The 16627-nt window shown below is 71.9% G+C and carries 18 protein-coding genes and 1 pseudogene; 9 read left to right on the top strand and 10 right to left on the bottom strand.

All coding sequences use genetic code 11. The annotated features are described in order from the left end of the window. Nucleotides 1-224: 224 nt before the first annotated feature. Nucleotides 225-1562 (bottom strand): aminotransferase class I/II-fold pyridoxal phosphate-dependent enzyme, encoded by a 1338-nt coding sequence (locus tag AC07AZ_RS21440; RefSeq protein WP_478850025.1) that lies wholly within the window; start codon nt 1560-1562, stop codon nt 225-227. 23 nt (nt 1563-1585) lie between these two features. Between AC07AZ_RS21440 and AC07AZ_RS21435 the strand changes: the two genes are divergently transcribed. Both AC07AZ_RS21435 and AC07AZ_RS21430 read left to right on the top strand, forming a co-directional pair. Continuing rightward, nucleotides 1586-2281: a pyridoxamine 5'-phosphate oxidase family protein gene (locus tag AC07AZ_RS21435; protein WP_478850023.1), complete on the top strand. Its 696-nt coding sequence runs from the start codon at nt 1586-1588 to the stop codon at nt 2279-2281. Then, nucleotides 2281-2913 carry an FMN-binding negative transcriptional regulator gene (locus tag AC07AZ_RS21430; protein ID WP_478850021.1) on the top strand — a complete coding sequence of 211 codons (633 nt, stop codon included), beginning with the start codon at nt 2281-2283 and terminating at the stop codon, nt 2911-2913. Before AC07AZ_RS21435 ends, AC07AZ_RS21430 begins: the two co-directional genes overlap by 1 nt. A gap of 121 nt (nt 2914-3034) precedes the next feature. Here the strand turns inward: AC07AZ_RS21430 and AC07AZ_RS21425 are convergent, their stop codons facing one another. The 3 genes from AC07AZ_RS21425 to AC07AZ_RS21415 all read right to left on the bottom strand — a co-directional run bounded on the left by AC07AZ_RS21425 (nt 3035) and on the right by AC07AZ_RS21415 (nt 5887). Next, nucleotides 3035-3994: a DMT family transporter gene (locus tag AC07AZ_RS21425; RefSeq protein ID WP_478850019.1), complete on the bottom strand. Its 960-nt coding sequence runs from the start codon at nt 3992-3994 to the stop codon at nt 3035-3037. Nucleotides 3995-4184: 190 nt separating this feature from the next. Next, nucleotides 4185-5177 carry an EamA family transporter gene (locus tag AC07AZ_RS21420; RefSeq protein WP_478850017.1) on the bottom strand — a complete coding sequence of 331 codons (993 nt, stop codon included), beginning with the start codon at nt 5175-5177 and terminating at the stop codon, nt 4185-4187. Between the two features lie 95 nt (nt 5178-5272). Continuing rightward, nucleotides 5273-5887 carry a Clp protease N-terminal domain-containing protein gene (locus AC07AZ_RS21415; RefSeq protein ID WP_478850015.1) on the bottom strand — a complete coding sequence of 205 codons (615 nt, stop codon included), beginning with the start codon at nt 5885-5887 and terminating at the stop codon, nt 5273-5275. A gap of 291 nt (nt 5888-6178) precedes the next feature. Here AC07AZ_RS21415 and AC07AZ_RS21410 point away from each other — a divergent pair, with 291 nt between their 5' ends. After that, complete coding sequence (locus AC07AZ_RS21410; RefSeq protein ID WP_478850013.1) at nt 6179-6607, top strand: type II toxin-antitoxin system Rv0910 family toxin; 429 nt, start codon at nt 6179-6181, stop codon at nt 6605-6607. Nucleotides 6608-6731: 124 nt separating this feature from the next. Here the strand turns inward: AC07AZ_RS21410 and AC07AZ_RS21405 are convergent, their stop codons facing one another. Next, the gene (locus AC07AZ_RS21405; protein ID WP_478850011.1) at nt 6732-7367 is read right to left on the bottom strand and encodes a PadR family transcriptional regulator; all 636 of its coding nucleotides are present in this window, start codon (nt 7365-7367) and stop codon (nt 6732-6734) included. A 107-nt stretch (nt 7368-7474) separates the two neighbouring features. Between AC07AZ_RS21405 and AC07AZ_RS21400 the strand changes: the two genes are divergently transcribed. The 6 genes from AC07AZ_RS21400 to AC07AZ_RS21375 all read left to right on the top strand — a co-directional run bounded on the left by AC07AZ_RS21400 (nt 7475) and on the right by AC07AZ_RS21375 (nt 12307). After that, complete coding sequence (locus AC07AZ_RS21400) at nt 7475-7786, top strand: nuclear transport factor 2 family protein (RefSeq protein WP_478850323.1); 312 nt, start codon at nt 7475-7477, stop codon at nt 7784-7786. Nucleotides 7787-8260: 474 nt separating this feature from the next. Beyond that, nucleotides 8261-9088, top strand: a complete 828-nt coding sequence (locus AC07AZ_RS21395; RefSeq protein WP_478850009.1) for a helix-turn-helix transcriptional regulator — start codon at nt 8261-8263, stop codon at nt 9086-9088. Nucleotides 9089-9202: 114 nt separating this feature from the next. Beyond that, entirely contained in the window at nt 9203-10141 is a 939-nt protein-coding gene (locus AC07AZ_RS21390; RefSeq protein WP_478850007.1) for an NADP-dependent oxidoreductase, read from the top strand. A gap of 216 nt (nt 10142-10357) precedes the next feature. Beyond that, a complete protein-coding gene (locus AC07AZ_RS21385) occupies nt 10358-10951 on the top strand; it encodes an isochorismatase family protein (protein WP_478850005.1) in 594 nt (197 codons plus the stop codon). 153 nt (nt 10952-11104) lie between these two features. After that, entirely contained in the window at nt 11105-11932 is an 828-nt protein-coding gene (locus AC07AZ_RS21380) for a helix-turn-helix transcriptional regulator (protein WP_478850003.1), read from the top strand. Between the two features lie 135 nt (nt 11933-12067). Then, on the top strand, nt 12068-12307 hold the full coding sequence (locus tag AC07AZ_RS21375; RefSeq protein WP_478850001.1) for a hypothetical protein: 240 nt from the start codon (nt 12068-12070) through the stop codon (nt 12305-12307). On the opposite strand, the gene AC07AZ_RS21370 is transcribed toward AC07AZ_RS21375, so the two are convergent. The 5 genes and pseudogenes from AC07AZ_RS21370 to AC07AZ_RS21350 form a co-directional block, all read right to left on the bottom strand. Beyond that, a complete protein-coding gene (locus AC07AZ_RS21370; RefSeq protein ID WP_478850321.1) occupies nt 12285-12830 on the bottom strand; it encodes a mycothiol transferase in 546 nt (181 codons plus the stop codon). The two genes, AC07AZ_RS21375 and AC07AZ_RS21370, sit on opposite strands and share 23 nt — an antisense overlap. A 22-nt stretch (nt 12831-12852) precedes the next feature. After that, a pseudogene (locus AC07AZ_RS21365) lies at nt 12853-13443 on the bottom strand (class II glutamine amidotransferase); the annotation flags it as partial. A 39-nt stretch (nt 13444-13482) separates the two neighbouring features. Then, nucleotides 13483-13953 carry an SHOCT domain-containing protein gene (locus AC07AZ_RS21360; RefSeq protein ID WP_478849999.1) on the bottom strand — a complete coding sequence of 157 codons (471 nt, stop codon included), beginning with the start codon at nt 13951-13953 and terminating at the stop codon, nt 13483-13485. A 118-nt stretch (nt 13954-14071) separates the two neighbouring features. Beyond that, a complete protein-coding gene (locus tag AC07AZ_RS21355) occupies nt 14072-15430 on the bottom strand; it encodes a hypothetical protein (RefSeq protein WP_478849997.1) in 1359 nt (452 codons plus the stop codon). A 222-nt stretch (nt 15431-15652) separates the two neighbouring features. After that, a complete protein-coding gene (locus AC07AZ_RS21350; protein ID WP_478849995.1) occupies nt 15653-16315 on the bottom strand; it encodes an HdeD family acid-resistance protein in 663 nt (220 codons plus the stop codon). Nucleotides 16316-16627 lie beyond the last annotated feature (312 nt).

Raw genomic sequence — 16627 nt, 5'->3', positions numbered from 1 at the left:
CCCACCCACCCCCCCCCCCCCTCCCCCCCCCCCCCCCCCCCCTCCCGCCCCCCCCCCCCCCCCCCCCCCCCCCAAGCCCACACGGCCCGGCACCGGACACGAAACCCGAAGCAAGCACCACGCACCCATCCCCGACGGCCCGACACCCCCCGAAGGGGCGCGGGGAACGGCGCGACGAGCCCCCACCCACACACCCCCGCACCCGCCAGAACCCCCGGTCGTCGCTAGACGTACCCCCGCCCCCGCCCCCGCCCCGGCCCCACCGCCGACGCCACCGCCTCCGCCAGCGCCCCCACCTCCCCCTCCTCCAGCGTGGAGACGGTGACCCGGATGCCGGGTGGCGCGCTCATCCGGAACCGCGCGCCGGGCGCGACGGCCCAGCCGGCGTGCAGCAGCCGGGCCACGGCCCCCGTCTCGTCGGGCACCGGAATCCACACGTTGAGCCCACTGCGCCCGTGCGCCCGGACCCCGCGTTCCGCGAGCGCGCGGATCAGCGGATCCCGTCGCGCGCGGTACGCCGCCGCCACCGCCGGCGGATCGAGCGCGCCGTCGGCCAGCAGGCGTGCCACGGCCCGCTGGGTGATCCGGCTGACCCAGCCGGGCCCGAGCTGCTGACGGCCGCGCACCCGGTCGACGGTGACGGCGTCCCCGGTGAGCACGGCGAGTCGCAGGTCGGGGCCGTACGCCTTGGCGACCGAGCGGACGAACACCCAGGTGCGGGTGGCACCGGCCAGCGGGTGCAGGGGCAGGTCGACGATGCCGTGGCCGTGGTCGTCCTCGACGAGCAGGGTCTCGGGGTACTCCCGCAGCACACGGCGCAGCGCGTCCGCCCGCCGGGCGCCCACCGCCGCGCCCGTCGGGTTCTGCGCCCGGTCGGTGACGATCAGGGCGCGGGCCCCGCCCTCCAGCGCGCGGCGGACGTCGTCGGGCAGCGGCCCCTCGTCGTCCATGCCGACGGGCTCGGTGCGCAGACCGAGAGCCGGGACGAGGTCGAGGAGGCTCCCCCAGCCCGGGTCCTCGACGGCGACGGTGTCACCCGGTTTCAGATGGGCCACGAGGACGCGCTCGATGGCGTCGAGTGAGCCCGAGACGACGGCGAGGGGTCCGTCCGGCACCCCGTCGGCGTCCAGTTCGGCCCGCACACGAACGGCGAGGTCCGGTTCCACGGGAGCGTCGTCGTACAGCACCGGCTCCCGGTCGGACTGCTCGGCCGCCGCGGCGAAGGCGCCGGCCAGCGAGGGCAGCAGCGCCGGGTCGGGGTTGCCGTTCGACACGTCCCGCACGCCTTCGGGTACGTCGACCCGGATGTGCTCGCGGCCCGTCGTGGCCGGTCTGGGGCGCACCCGGCTGCCCCGGCGCCCCGCGGTCTCGATGACCCCGCGTTCACGCAGGGTGCGATACGCGGCCGCGACCGTGTTGGGGTTCACGCCCAACTCACCCGCCAAGTCCCGGACGGGGGGCAGGGGTTGACCCGCTTCCAGGTCGCCGGAGCCCACCGCGCGCTCGACGCTCGCCGCGATGTCCGCAGCACGCCGGCCTTCGATCCGATATCCTTCTAGCACAAAGCAGATTATGCACTAGTACAATGGAGACCGCAATGCACGGGACCTCGCAGCCGACGTCGCAGCCCGCCGCCTACACGCCGACCGACCGCACCGTCCCCACCCGCTCCCCCGACCGGGCCTCGTACGACCGGGAACTCGTGCACTCGATACTCGACACGGCCTACGTCTGCCACCTGGGCTTCGTCCGCGACGGCGCGCCGGTCGTCCTGCCCACGCTCTTCGGCCGGGTCGGCAGCCGGCTCTACGTCCACGGCTCGACGGGCTCGCGGCCCCTGCGGATGACCGGGCAGGCGGACCCGGGGCTGCCGGTGTGCCTCACGGTCACCCACGTGGACGCGCTGGTCCTGGCCCGCTCGGCCTTCCACCACTCGATCAACTACCGCTCCGTGGTGGTGCACGGCGTCGCGTACGACGTGACGGAGCCCGAGGAGAAGCGGCTGGCGCTCGACGCCCTGGTCGACCACGTCGTGCCGGGCCGGTCGAGCGACTCCCGGCCGGCCGACAAGAAGGAACTGGCCGCCACCGCCGTGATCCGCCTCGACCTCGACGAGGTGTCCGCCAAGCTCCGCACGGGCGGTGTCAACGACGAACCCGAGGACCTCACCCTCCCGCACTGGGCCGGCCTCGTCCCGCTGCGCAAGGGGTACGAGACCCCCGTCGCCGACGCGGGTCTGGCTCCCGGCACCGAACTCCCCGAGAACATCCGGGCCCTGTGATGCTCATCCACCCGTGGGACGCGCCCCGCGACGACTCCGAGTGGCAACAGTGGCTCGCCGTCCACGACTTCGGGCAGCTCGCCGTCAACGGCCCGCCGGGCGAGCCGCCGCACGTCCAACCACTGCACTTCGCCTACGACGCGGAACGGGCCGAGGTCCTCACCCACCTCGCCCGCCCCAACCCCCTGTGGCCCGCCCTGGAGGCCGGCCCCGACGTCGTGCTGAGCGTGGTCGACGACTACGCGTTCGTCCCCGGCCCCTGGCAGGCCGCCCCGGGCATGCCGGCCGAGCACGGAACCCCCACCAGCCTGTACGCCGCCGTCCAACTGCGGTGCCGCGCCCTCATCGTCGACGACCCGGCCGAGAAGGCCGGACTGCTCAACGCGCAGGTCGGTCACTTCCAGCCGGAGGGTGGTTCCGCCCGGGCCGCGGTGGACGAGGAGCCGTACGGCCGGCTGCTGTCCGGCATCCGCGGTCTACGGCTCGAAGTGACCGGCGTACGGGCGAAGTTCAAGTACGCGGGCAAGAAGCCGGACGAGGTGCGGCACCGCATCGCGGCCGGACTGGCGGACCGGAACGGCCCGGGCGACGCGGCGGCCCGCGCCCACCTGCTGCGCAGGCGCGGGGCGTAACCGGGGCGGGGCCCCGCAGGGGAGGGCCCCGCCCCGGAGTCACCCGGGAACCGCACGTCCCGGCCCGCGCCCGGCGGTGGGCACCGCAGACAGGCGGGCACCGTCGGCCGGCTGAGCGCCGTCAGCCGGCGGGCACCGGCGCGGCCACCGGCTTCCGCGTCCCCGCCTCGCGCGCCTCCGCCACCGCGAGCACGGTGACCGACCCGAGCATCAGCGCGGTGCCCGCCAGCGTGGCCGCGGTGAGCCGCTCGTCGAGCAGGGTGACGGCGAGCACCGCCGCGCTGACCGGTTCGAGCAGCATGATCACGGACACGGTGGCGGACCGCACGACAGCCGCGCCCGCGAAGTACAGGGCGTAGGCGAGGGCCGTGGGCACGGCCGCGACGAACGCGAGCAGCGCCAGGACACGCACCGGTTCGGCGGTGTGCGGGACCAGGCCCTCGGCCAGGGCGAACGGCAGCAGGCACAGGCTCGTCACCGCGAACGCGCTCACCGTCGTACCACCGGAGTCCGTCCCGCCGTCGCGGCCCCACCAGCGGGTGAGCAGCGTCATCACGCTGTATCCGGACGCGGACAGCAGCGCGAGCAGCACACCCCACGGGTGTACGGTCGCCGCCCCGCCGCCGAACACCAGGACCCCGAGGCCGGTGAGCGCGCCGGCGACGGCGGCCGTACCCGCCCGGCCGAGGCGCTCCCCCAGGGTCAGCCGGGCGCCAAGCGCGATGAGCACGGGACCGGCGCCCAGCGTGACGACGGTCGCCACGGCGAGCCCGGTGGCCTCGACAGCCGCGAAGTAGGCCGTCTGGAAGGCGGCGAGGGCCACTCCGGTCGCCCCCGCCCGCAGGATCCGGCGAGCGCGCGGTCCCGCGACGGCGGTCCGGGGGCGGGGGCGCCACAGGCGGGCGGCGGTCAGCAGGACCAGTCCGCCCGCGGAACGCCAGAAGGACAGGGTGACGGGCCCCATGTCACCGGCCCGGTAGACCAGGGACGCGGCCGCGCCGGCGGTGCCCCAGGCGATCCCGGCGACGATCAGACAGAGCAGGCCTTGCCGGACGGGCAGGCCGGCAGCGTGGTTCGACACGAGTTCTCTCCGCAGCTGCGCACGGTGCGCGAAGTTCGGGATGGGGACCACCGCGTGGCGGGGTCCGCGGACTTCGTCTGCGGGCAGCACCGTTTCGCCCGGCGCCATGTGCCGGGCGGCTTCACCGGGGAGCCCGCGTCAGGCGGCCGGAGGCGGGAGAACGAGCGCGTGCGTCTGCATGATCCGCAGCCTAGGCCGCTGTTCCGCGGGCCGACAACTCCCTTTCGGCGCCGGTGGTCGGCCCCGGCCCGCCCGAATCCTTGCCGGGCGACGAGGTCTGGGCGATGAACGCGCCGGCCAGCACCACCGCACCTCCGGCGATCTGCGGCGCCGAGAGGTGCTCGCCGAGCAGGACCCACGCCAGGACGGTCGCGACGACCGCCTCCAGACAGGCCACCACGCCCGCGACCTGCGGGGAGAGCCGGCGCACCGACAGCACCCCGGTGACGTAGGCGAGGACCGTGGCGAGCAGCACGATCCAGGCGAGCAGCAGGCCGGCCGCGACGGGGGTGCCGTTCAGGTCCGCGGAGCGGCCGAGCACGGACCAGTCCATGGTCCAGGGGCGGGCGACGGCGGTCAGGACCACGGCCCCGACCAGCAGGCCGTAGGCGATGACGCCGAGCGGGTCGGGCGCCGGGCCGCCGGAGCGAGGGCCGGGGTCGGCGAGGACGAAGTAGCCGACCTGGCAGCCGGCGGCGCCGAGCGCGAGGAGCAGGCCGAGCGCGTCGAAGCTCAGGCCCGACCACGCCTCGACGACGCAGGCGAGCCCGCCGACCGCGAGGACGACACCGAGCGCGGCGGCCCGGGTCACCGGCCGCCGCTGCACGAACCGCACCCAGCCGAGGACGAGCGCGGGCGCCAGGTACTCGACGAGCAGGGCGACCCCGACGGGGATGCGGGAGATCGCGGCGAAGTAGCAGGCCTGCACCCCGGCGACGCCCAGCAGTCCGAACCCGGCGAGCAGGGCCGGGCGTTCGCGCGGCAGCGCGCGGTGGCGCACGGCGAGAGGCAGCATCACCAGGGCGGCGCCGGTCACCCGCAGCCAGACCACGTGGAGCGGGTCGAGGCCCGCCTCGATCAGCGGTTTGGCCGCGACACCGGAGCCGCCGAAGGCGAGCGCGGACACCAGGGCGAGGCTGAGCCCGGCACCCCGCGCGTGGCCGCTCCGATCGGTTTCAGACATGTGCACCGGCACATGATGACAGGCGACGACATGAGCGTCACCCCCAATGACACCTGTCTCACCGGCTGGACCGCGGTCCGGGGACCCGCGGCTTCTCAGCGGCCCGTCTCGCCGCCTCCGGCGTACTCGCCGAGACCCCGGGGGCCGGCGTCGATCCGGGCCGAGAGTTCGGCGACGTCGATCCCGGCGCGGGTGAGCACCTCGACGGCTCGCGCCCGGCCGTCCACGACGATCGCCGCGAGCAGGTCGACACCCCTGGCCGGATCGCCGCCCCGGGACGCGGCCCGCGCGCAGGCCTGTTCCACGGCGACGGCGGCCAGCGGCGAGAATCCCCCAGGTTCGCGCACGACCGGCGGCACGACCGGCAGTTCGCCGGATTCCTCGACCGTGCCCTGCCAGCGCAGGCCGTAGCCGATGCTGCGCTGCACCAGGTAGCCGAGCAGGCGGGCCATCCGCGGTCCCCCGCCGAAGGCCTCGCGCACCTCGGGGTCGTTCTCCAGGAGTGAGTGCAGCAGGTGGGCCGTGTCGATCTGCGGGTCCCGGTCCCGGACCGCCCGGCGGCGCGCGCCGGCGAACACCGCCGCAAGTTCCGCGTCGATCATGGCATCGTTGTCGCGGTGGTCGCAGGGGTCCGGGTCGCGGTGGTCGCAGTGGTCCGGGCGCCGGCCGTCCGGCTCGTGGGCCGACTGCCGGGGGATACGGGAGTGCACCCCCCTACCCCATCAGTCACCGCCGGTCCGGTCATCCCCGGCGGGAAGCATCTTCGGGTCCCACGCAGAGTGGAGCGGGCCGGCCGCAATCTCCTCCCTACGGATGAGATCAGGCCGTTTCGCCCGAGGGGCGCGCGCCGCCTCGCCACGCGCCCCGACCGCAACCGGAACGCGCTGCCATGACATGGCGGTCGGGACCCGCGCACTTCCTGACGGTTCATCAGTATTGAATGTTGCGGGCCTTGAGGCTACGTTCCGCGACACCGTAGCCCGACACGAAGAGGTGGTCGCATGGCCGAAATCAGCGCGGAGGCACGCATCCAGGCCCCCGCGGAGAAGGTGTGGGCCCAGCTCACGGACTGGTCCGCCTACGGCGAGTGGAACGCGACCCACACCAGCTTCCCCAAGGGCGGCCCGGAGACCCTGGAGGTGGGTGCCACCTTCCAGGAGAACATGAAGTTGATGGGTTTCCCGGCCGAGGTCGAGTGGACCGTGGCGGAGCTGGAGCCGGCCCGACTGCTCGCCATCCGCGGCAAGGGTCCGATGGCCGTGTCCGTCGCCACGCGCTACACCCTGACACCGGACGGCGACTCGACCCTGGTCCGGATCGACGGTGAGTTCACCGGTGCCGCCGTGTCCCTGATGGCGGGCAAGCTCAGGGACTCGGGGACGGCCGCCCTGCACGAGTCGCTGCGCAAGCTGGCGGGACTGGTGTCCTGACGGCCGGGACACGACCGCAGGCCTCATACGTCAGGGCGCCCCGCGGACCCTTCCGCGGGGCGCCCTGCGCACGACCGCCGGGCCGTCCGTCCGTCACGTCCGTCATACGCCGGCTCGTCGGCCGTCAGTCCTCGTCGGCGAGGATCAGGTACAGCTTCTTGCGGGCCTCGTTGATGACGGCCAGCGCCTTCTCGCGCTGCTCCTTGCTGCCGGTCTTCCAGACCTGGCCGAACGCCTCCATCAGGCCGAAGCCGGCCTGCCGGATCTCACCGAGCGCCTCCCAGTCGACGCCGCGTGAGGCTTCCTCCCACGGCGCGTCGGGCCCCTCCTCGGCCGCCGTACGGCCGGAGTCGGTGAGCGAGAACAGCTTCTTGCCACCTTCGCTCGCACTGGTGATCAGCCCCTCGTCCTCCAGCAACTGGAGGGTGGGGTACACCGAACCGGGGCTGGGCTTCCACGCCCCGCCGCTGCGTTCGGCGATCTCCTGGATCATCTCGTAACCGTGCATGGGCCGGTCCTTGAGCAGGGCCAGGATCGAGGCGCGTACATCGCCTCGCCGTGCCCGGCCCCTCGGTCCTCCGCGCCCCCTGGGGCCCCAGGAACCCGGGCCGAAGCCCGGTCCACCGAAGCCGGGGCCACCCGGGCCACCCGGCCCGAAGGGCCCGAAGGCCGCACGCCGTCCGTCGAAGCCGTCCTGGCCGCGCCGTCCGGGGCCGTCCTGCCGACGGCCGTGTCCACGTTCGAATCCGTGGCTGCGCATCGCAATCACTCCATTCCATCGTTGATCTGTCGCGATGCGTCAACGATATATCGGAACCTGTCGCCTGACAATCCCCTGCCTCACACAGCCTCGTCCCGTCCCACCCAATCGAGTCGTTTTCTCGACGAACAAGGTCGTTCGGGCTTCCGAGCTTCGAAGGGCGTGAGGCCGTGCGCGCCGGCTACCGGGCAGCCTGGGGCGCCAGTCCCGTCCAGGTGGAGGAGGTCAGGAGGGTCGCGGCCTACGAGACCGCCGATCCCGAAGTGATCGTCGCCGAGCATGTCGTGGTGGGAACGCTGCCGACCAAGGCCATCACGTTCACCGTCCCCGGCCTCCTGATACTCCACGTCCGCAACGGACTGATCACGCGAGTCCGCGACTACACGGACGGCTTGGGCGTCGCCGGCGCCAGAAAGTGAAGGCCCCGAGCAGTACAGCGGCAGCCTGACCCGAGACGGGACGGGGTCGGCCCGTATGCCGGGTGTTCGGCTGGTCCGAGTCCGCCTACCACGCCCGCAAGAAGCGGCCGAAGTCCTCGCGCCGACTCCGTGACGAGCAGCTCAAGCCACTGATCCAGCGGGTTCACGCCGAGTCGGGCGGCACCTATGGGGCCCGGCGGAAGACTGGCGGCGACAAGAGGAAGCCGCCCCGCAGTACGCCTGAAACAAGATCACCGGACTCTACGGAACGCGGGGCAGTTCCCCCTGCCGCTCCGGTAGGTCTCGAGCCAGTGGTCCGGGTGTTGGGGAAGGTACCCGTCCGACAGGCAGATGCGCAGGCCCGGGCAAGCGACTGAAGCCCAGCCAGGGACAACTTGTCCGCGGTTAAGGTCGGCCTTCATCCGCTTTTCCGTCCGCGCCAGGATTGTCTTGTCGAACAGGGGAGGTCGGACGATGGACCGGGCGTTGCTGGCAGACTTTCTTCGCGCACGTCGTGAGGTGCTGCAGCCGGAGGATGTCGGGCTTCCTCGTGGGCAGCGGCGCCGCACCGGTGGGTTGCGGCGCGAGGAGGTGGCGGCGCTGGCCGGTATGTCGGCCGACTACTACAGCCGGATCGAGCAGCAGCGCGGTCCGGCGCCCTCGGAGCGGATGCTCGTCGCCCTGGCCCGGGCGTTGCGGCTCAGCCTGAGCGAGCGTGACCATCTCTTCGTCCTCGGCGGGATCCCGGCGCCCCGGCGGATCGTACGTGATGACCATGTTGGTCCCACGATGATGCGGATCGTCACCGGCCTCTCCGACGTGCCCGCCATCGTGCTGTCACGGTTCGGTGAGGCGTTGCTGCAGACGCGTCCGGCGGTTGCGCTGCTCGGCGACTTCACCCGGTACTCGGGCCTGTCCCGCTACCTGGTCTACCGCTGGTTCACCCATGACCCGCAGGTCCGCGGCCTGTACCCAGTGGAGGATCATCCGCTGCGGGGCAGGGTCTTCGCCGCGGAGATCCGCGACGCCTACACGGCGGACCCCACGGGGAAGGCCGGTGAGATCGTCGCGGCCCTGCTCGATGTCAGTTCGGAGTTCGCGGAGATCTGGCGGTTGCACGAGGTGGGGGTGACCCATCACCACGACCTCAAGCGCTACCTGCACCCCGAGCTGGGGGAACTGGAACTCTACTCCGAGATGCTGGTGGATCCCGAGCAGTGCCAGCAACTGCTGGTCTTCACCGCCGTGCCCGGTTCCCCCAGCCAGGGCAAGCTCCAACTCCTGGCCGCTGTCGCCCCTTAGCGGTTTTCGGCTCTCTCACACCCCCCGAGCATTGTTTCGACATCGAAGCGTGCTCCGACCACAGACTGATTCAAATCTGCATCAGTTCCCGCATGGTGAAAGTTGAGGCATGCCATGAAGGCAGTGCGTTTCCACGAGTACGGCACCCCGGACGTCCTGCGCTACGAGGAGGTGGAACAGCCGGTCCCCGGCATCGGGGAGGTCCGGATCCGGGTGGCTGCGACATCGTTCAACCCGGTCGACGGCAACATCCGTGCCGGCTTCATGCAGGGCCCCATCCCGGTGGCTCTGCCTCACACCCCCGGCATCGACGTCGCCGGCACGGTCGACGCGCTGGGCGAGGACGTGGACGGCGTCGAGGTCGGTGACCGGGTTGTCGGATTCCTGCCGATGACCGGTGCCGGCGCGGCCGCGGAATATGTCCTCGCACCGGCTGGGATCCTGACGCCGGCGCCCACGAGTATTCCGCTGGCCGAGGCCGGCGGGCTGCCGTTGGTCGGCCTCACCGCCTGGCAGGCCCTCTTCGACCACGCCGGACTGACCGCCGGCCAGCGCGTACTGATCAACGGCGCGGGCGGCTCGGTCGGCGGCTACGCCGTACAGCTGGCCAAGCACGCCGGCGCCCACGTGATCGCCACGGCCGGGCCGCGCAGCAGCGAGCGTGTCAAGGCGGCCGGCGCCGATGAGGTTCTCGGCCACGGCCTTCCCGAGCTGGCTGAGCCGGTCGACGTCGCGCTCAACCTCGCGCCGGTCGATCCGGCACAGCTGGCCGCGCTGGCCGGTGTGGTCCGCGACGGTGGTGTCGTGGTGAACACGACGGTGTGGATGCCCGCTCCGTCCGACGAGGAACGCGGCGTGCGCGGCATCGACCTCTTCGTCAACAGCGACGCCGCCCAGCTGGCGCAACTGGTGGCACTGGTCGACTCCGGCGAGCTGCGCGTCGACATCGCCCGGCGGGTGCCACTGGCCGACCTGCCGGCCCTGCATGCCGAAGCCGCCGCGGGCCCGATCTCCGGAAAGGCCATCGTCCTTCCCCCCGCCTCGCTCGCCTAGGAGACATCGCCCTTCAGGAGACAGACGGCCACCTCACTGGCCTCAGGATCCCGTCGTCTCCTGATCCGGTTCTCCGCACTCGCCGACCCGGCGCACAGCGGTCATCAACAACGTTGAATCCACTCACGCTGCGACGGTCATCAGTGCCGTCGCCAGCCATCGGAGCACCTCGTGAACCTCTAACCACTGACCCCCGAGAACACCACCATCGTCCTGGTGGACCACGCCGTCGGGTTCGCCAACGTGCTGCGGTCGCACGACACGGCGGAGCACATCAACAACGTGGTCGGACTGGCAAAAACAGCCCTGTGGCAGGAAAGCGGCCTGGTGGTGACCAACGGCCGGCCCGACAAGCCGTCCGGGCCGCTCTACCCGCAACTGCAGGAGACGATCGGGGACCACCCCGTGATCGAGCGGGGCGGCAACTTCAACGGCTTTCTGGACGCGAACTTCGCACGAGCCGTACGCGAGACCGGGCGCCGCAAGCTCGCCATCGCGGGCGTGTCCACCGAGGGATGCGTCCTGCAGACCGTGCTGGGCGCGCTGCGCGAGGACTACGAGGTCTACCTGGTCGTGGACGCCACAGCGAGCCTGACAGCCGAAACCCACGCCGCCGCGGTCGAGCGCATGGTGCAGACCGGCGCATCCCCGGTCACCTGGTTCTCCCTGGCGGGGGAGTTCACCGTGGACCACCGCTCCGCGACCTCACCCCACTTCCAGCGGCTGATGCGCGAGCACGTGCCAATTATGGCCATGGGTGTCCAGTCCTACCTGTCCGCCCTCCAGCAGGCTGGGCCGGGTTCGGCATGAGGAATGCCCCCCGGGGGCGGACGTTGGCCGGCCGGCTGTCCCTGTTCACCGCTGCCGGCCCGTCCACGGACAACGTGTCCCCTGATGAAGTGGGCCTTCATCCGCTTTTCCGTCAGCGCCAGGATTGTCTTGTCGAACAGGGGAGGTCGGACGATGGACCGGGCGTTGCTGGCAGACTTTCTTCGCGCACGTCGTGAGGTGCTGCAGCCGGAGGATGTCGGGCTTCCTCGTGGGCAGCGGCGCCGCACCGGTGGGTTACGGCGCGAGGAGGTGGCGGCGCTGGCCGGTATGTCGGCCGACTACTATAGCCGGATCGAGCAGCAGCGCGGTCCGGCGCCCTCGGAGCGGATGCTCGTCGCCCTGGCCCGGGCGTTGCGGCTCAGCCTGAGCGAGCGTGACCATCTCTTCGTCCTCGGCGGGATCCCGGCGCCCCGGCGGATCGTACGTGATGACCATGTTGGTCCCACGATGATGCGGATCGTCACCGACCTCTCGAACGTGCCGGCGATGTTGATGTCGCGATTCGGTGAGGCGTTGCTGCAGACGCGTCCGGCGGTTGCGCTGCTCGGCGACTTCACTCGGTACTCGGGCCTGTCCCGCTACCTGGTCTACCGCTGGTTCACCCATGACCCGCAGGTCCGCGGCCTGTATCCAGTGGAGGATCATCCGCTGCGGGGCAGGGTCTTCGCCGCGGAGATCCGCGACGCCTACACGGCGGACCCCACGGGGAAGGCCGGTGAGATCGTCGCGGCCCTGCTCGATGTCAGTTCGGAGTTCGCGGAGATCTGGCGGTTGCACGAGGTGGGGGTGACCCATCACCACGACCTCAAGCGCTACCTGCACCCCGAGCTGGGGGAACTGGAACTCTACTCCGAGATGCTGGTGGATCCCGAGCAGTGCCAGCAACTGCTGGTCTTCACCGCCGTGCCCGGTTCCCCCAGCCAGGGCAAGCTCCAACTCCTGGCCGCTGTCGCCCCTTAGCGGCAGTCGCCGCCCTCTCACCCTGTAATTCCGCTTCGAAACCAAAGTGTCCTTCCGCCTCCCCACGCTTCAAAACTGAAGCACATTGCGTGGAGCGGACGTTGAGGTCGCGTCTCCCGGCCGACGGTCGAGCCGGTGCGGGACTCCAGACGGCCAGGTCTCCTGAACCGTCCCAACGTCCCGCACGGCTACCGCATCACCTCCGACCGCGCCGACCTGCTGATGATCGCCACGCCCGCCGGCATCGAGGGCATGTTCCGCCACGCCGGACGCGACCTCACCACCCCGCGCCCCGACGGCTTCGAGATCCCCAAGTCCCTCCTGGCGGAAGCATCCGAACTCTACGGCGGCGTCATCCTCGGCCCGCCGCGCTGAACCGCTCACGGACCCGAGCACCCGTGCCGGGACAGCCGCCGCCTGCTCCTGCTCGGCCTGGTTCGAGGTCACGCCTCTCGGCCGGCTTCCTGAGCTGCAGGATGTCGGCGTGCCGGTGCGTATCAGCGATCACCCGCACCACGGCATGATGCACCGTCACCTCGTCCCTGCCGTTGGGCCACCACGGCACCCTGCCAGTCGTATCCAGCGCCAGCACGTCGATTGTCGCGTCCGCGTGCACCCACGCCCTGCGGCGGGCGAACCAGATCATCTTCCTGTGTGTGCGACGCCTCCGTCTACGCGGCCAGTGGGGCGAAGGGGAGCAGGTCCTGGTCGTCCTCTCCCGGCCGGACCACGCCGTAGGTGTTCTCGGGCACCTCGTTCCAGGCGCCGGGCAGGTCGCCCAGCGGCTCGGACACGAAGAGGCGGGTGTCGTCGGATATCCCGCGGAGGAACGCCACGTCCGGGTGCAGCGCCCGGAGCGTCTCGACCTTGGTGCTGTAGTACAGCGAACGGGAGGCACCCTGGCTGGAGTAGCGGAAGGCCCACAGGCCCTTTCCGTCCGTCACCGCGACCGTCATCTGCAGCGGGAACTCCACACCGTGCCGGTGTCCGACCTCCTCCACCAGGCCCGCCATCCGCGCCACGGCGCCCGGCGGATCCTTCTCCAGGCCGAAGGTGAGGGCCAGGAAGAACATCATCTCGGAGTCCGTCGACCCCTCGATGTCCAGGAAGAGGTCCGGGTCCACGACGAGGGCCAGGTCACGCCGCATCCGGTGGAACTCGGCGATCGCCCCGTTGTGCATCCACATCCAGTGGCCGTGCCGGAACGGGTGGCAGTTGGTCTGCTGCACCGCGGTCCCGGTCGAGGCCCGGATGTGCGCGAAGAACTGGTGCGAACGGACGTGGTTGGCGATCTCCCGCAGGTTGCGGTTGCTCCACGCCGGGGCGGTGTCCCGGACGACCGCCGGAGTGTCGACGTCTGTCGCGTACCAGCCGACGCCGAACCCGTCGCCGTTGGTCGTCTCGACGCCCAGCTTGGAGTGCAGGCTCTGGTCGATCAGCGAGTGCGCCGGTCGGTAGAGGATCGCGTCGAGCAGGATGGGTGTTCCCGAGTAGGCCAGCCACCGGCACATCGGCTACCGCCTTCCTTGTGCTGTCTCGTGCGGATGCCGTCAGCGGGCGGGGGCCGCGGGCGCGGAGCCGGCGCGTTCGGCGGGACCGGCGCCGCTCAGGACCAGTTCCTTCGCCCGGCGGAACTCGTCGTCGGAGATGTCACCGCGGGCACGGATCTCGGAGAGCTTGGCGAGTTCGTCGGCGCTGCTGGGCCGGCCCCCTCCGCCCTGGGCGGTCTCCCGGATGTAGCTGTCGAACGCCTTCTGCTGGTCGCGCGCCTGCGCCACCTCACGGCGGCCCATGTTCTTGCCACGGGCGACCACGTAGACGAACACGCCCAGGAAGGGCAGCAGGACGACGAGCACCAGCCAGCCGGCCTTGGCCCAGCCGCTCATCGCGTCGTCCCGGAAGATGTCCACGACGACCCGGAACAGCAGAACGAACCACATGATCCACACGAAGAACACCAGCATGGACCAGAAGACGCTCAGCAGCGGATAGTCGTAGGCGAGGTACGTCTGCCCACTCATGTCTTTCCTCCGATCCGGGCCTTCGCCCGGCAGCAGTTCGATGACGTAGTCAGCGTGCTCGCGGCGAGCCCCGGCGTCCTCACCCGGGAAGGGTGAGCGTGCGGGCCGCCGCCTCGGCTCACGGGACCGTTCCTCCGGCGCCCCGGGCGCTCCGTTCCGGTTCGGTGGCCGCGGCGGCCAGCACCGCCACCACCGCGAGCACGATCAGGATCAGACCGACGACGAGCACCACTCCGGCGATCGTGGGGTGGTTCCAGAGCAGGAGTGTCAGCGCGCCGGCCCCGATGGCCACACCGGTGATCCAGGTGTGATGGGTGCCGAGCCAGCGCCCCGCCGAACCGGTGCGCAGTCCGGCGTCGCTCAGCGTCCGGCCGGCCGCCGTGGCACCGCGGCGGGTCACCGCCCGGGTCCAGCGGGCCGGGCGTCCGGGGCCGTAGAGGTAGGCGGTCAGCGCCACGATCAGGAACACGACCAGCAGGGTGCGGGTGCTGTCGCGCAGGAAGCGCAGGAAGGTGTCGAAGACCACGGCGGCGGTGTCGGGCGGCAGCGCGGCGGCGGGCACCGCGTCCAGGTACACCCGCCGTACGACGGCCAGCGCAACCAGCAGCACCACCATCATCACGCTGATGCCGAGCGACGTGATCATCAGCATCAGGCGGTGTCCCGGGGCCGTCCACACGGCGAGGGCGCCGAGGGCGAGGACCACCACGGGCAGCCAGGTGCCGAGGATGTTCAGCAGCCGCATCCCGTCCTGGGCCTTGCCCAGTTCCTCGGTGCGGAAGAGGGTGACCGTCCGTTCGCTGTCCGGGATGGCGGCCGCCTTGTCGAAGCCCCGGTCGACGAGGCGTTGCCGTACCTGGTCGACCACGGCTCCGATGTCGAGCTGGACGCTGTCGCCCTTGGCGCGCAGCGCGCCCTGTCCCTCGCCGGTGAGCATGCCGACCACCGCGCCGTGCGCCCGCCGGTTCGCCCCCTCCCACGCCTGCCGGAAGACGTCGCTGGTGACGACGCGGTCGACGTTGCGGCGCACCACCGTGGTGACCGCGGAGCGCAGGGGGGCCTCCAGCGCGTGCGCGCCCTGCACCACGCGGGGCGGGGACCCCGCGTCCTTGAGGACCTTGGTGAGCGAGTCCGTGACCGCCTTGACGTCGATCTCCTTCACCACCCGGGCGGTCAGCCGGTCGGTCACGGTCTTCTGCACGGCCGGGTCCGAGGCGAGGGGGGCGACCGTCTGCACGTACCGGTCGGTGTCGGAGACGATGTCGTTCACCCACACGGCGACGACGGCCAGGGGCGCCAGCAACAGGGTCAGCACCAGCAGGATTCCGGCACCCGCGCGGCGCAGTCCCTTGTGGCGCACTCCCGCGGCCCGGCGCAGCCGTTCGTACTCCGCGCGTTCCGCCGCGGTGAGATCGGCACCGGATTCCGTGGTTCTGCCGGAGTGGGTCGGTTCGGGGGTGCTGCCCGACGAGTCCATGGCTCCTCCTCGAGGCTGTGCCGCTCCCGGCAGCGACCGGCCGTCGTCCGTGGGGTGACGTGTCGTCAAGGCGCTGAGGGCGTAAGGGGGTTGGGGCATCCGTGGTGGAGTACCGGGCCGGGGACCCTACGGTCACGGCCTGGCCGTACGACGGGACGGCGCGCGCCCTGCCGGGCGGTGGGACGCGCACCGGGCCGGGCGTCCGCTGCGCCGGGCCGGCGCTCAGACGGTGCCCTCCAGGTCCTGCCGGAGCGCGGCACGCGACCTGCGCAGCGCGGCCCGCCACGCGAAGGCGACGGCCACCTCGACCAGCCCCAGCAGCACGAGCCACAGGCCGAGCAACCGGGTCAGCGCCAACGCCGACTCGGCGGGCAGGGCGAGCACCACGATCCCCGCGAGAACGGCGATCACCGCGGCGCCGATGACGAAGCCGCGGTGGGGCAGATCCCTGGCGGCGAGGGCCGTGTAGAGGGTGAGGATGCCGGACACCAGCCAGACGACGCCGACGATCAGTGAGAGCGCGGCGATGGTCTGCAGCGGGTTGCGCAGACAGAGCACTCCCGCCAGGACGTACAGCACCGCGAGGAGCAGGCTGGGCAGCCGCTCGCCGTGGTCGTCGCGAGCGAAGGTGGCGACGAACCGGAACGAACCGGTGACCAGCAGGTACAGGCCGATGAGGATCGCCAGCACGTTGAGGGTCTCGTCCGGCCAGACCAGCACCAGGATGCCCGGGACGAGGGTGGCGACGGCCGAGCCGAGGATCCACGTCCAGGACCGCCCGAGCTTCGCCAGCACCTGGGCGGGGTCGTCGGCGGCCGGAGGGGCCGCCCCGTCGGGCCTGTGTTCCGGTCCGGTACGCGATGCCGGATCACGCGACACGGTCATGGCTCCTCCTCGCACGATCCAACGGGTCGCATCCGGACCGCCGACGGGGCGGTGTGGGGTGACCTCACGCGCCCAGACTCCCGCCGGCCGGCGGCTTCCGGATCACCCTCGACGGGTGATCCCGGCGCGTTTCCACGACGATGGGGTGGGACACCGAGGACGCGCCCGCGAGCGCGGAACGGACGAAGAGACACACATGGACGATCCAGAGGCAGCCGGGGGGGGGGGGGGGGGGGGGGGGGGGGGGGGGGGGGGGGGGGGGGGGGGGGGAGGGGGGGGAGGGGGGGGGGGGGGGGGGGGGGGGGGTGGGGT

It is taken from the genome of Streptomyces sp. NPDC043878 (genome assembly GCF_056435735.1).
Note: the sequence above shows the minus strand (reverse complement) of the source record. Positions and strands in the feature narration are given on the sequence as shown.

Coding starts and splice junctions, on each gene's coding strand:
- AC07AZ_RS21435 (WP_478850023.1), top strand. CDS start 1,586: ATGGAGACCGCAATGCACGGGACCTCGCAGCCGACGTCGCAGCCCGCC.
- AC07AZ_RS21430 (WP_478850021.1), top strand. CDS start 2,281: ATGCTCATCCACCCGTGGGACGCGCCCCGCGACGACTCCGAGTGGCAA.
- AC07AZ_RS21420 (WP_478850017.1), bottom strand. CDS start 5,177: ATGTCTGAAACCGATCGGAGCGGCCACGCGCGGGGTGCCGGGCTCAGC.
- AC07AZ_RS21410 (WP_478850013.1), top strand. CDS start 6,179: ATGGCCGAAATCAGCGCGGAGGCACGCATCCAGGCCCCCGCGGAGAAG.
- AC07AZ_RS21405 (WP_478850011.1), bottom strand. CDS start 7,367: ATGCGCAGCCACGGATTCGAACGTGGACACGGCCGTCGGCAGGACGGC.
- AC07AZ_RS21395 (WP_478850009.1), top strand. CDS start 8,261: ATGGACCGGGCGTTGCTGGCAGACTTTCTTCGCGCACGTCGTGAGGTG.
- AC07AZ_RS21390 (WP_478850007.1), top strand. CDS start 9,203: ATGAAGGCAGTGCGTTTCCACGAGTACGGCACCCCGGACGTCCTGCGC.
- AC07AZ_RS21380 (WP_478850003.1), top strand. CDS start 11,105: ATGGACCGGGCGTTGCTGGCAGACTTTCTTCGCGCACGTCGTGAGGTG.
- AC07AZ_RS21360 (WP_478849999.1), bottom strand. CDS start 13,953: ATGAGTGGGCAGACGTACCTCGCCTACGACTATCCGCTGCTGAGCGTC.
- AC07AZ_RS21355 (WP_478849997.1), bottom strand. CDS start 15,430: ATGGACTCGTCGGGCAGCACCCCCGAACCGACCCACTCCGGCAGAACC.
- AC07AZ_RS21350 (WP_478849995.1), bottom strand. CDS start 16,315: ATGACCGTGTCGCGTGATCCGGCATCGCGTACCGGACCGGAACACAGG.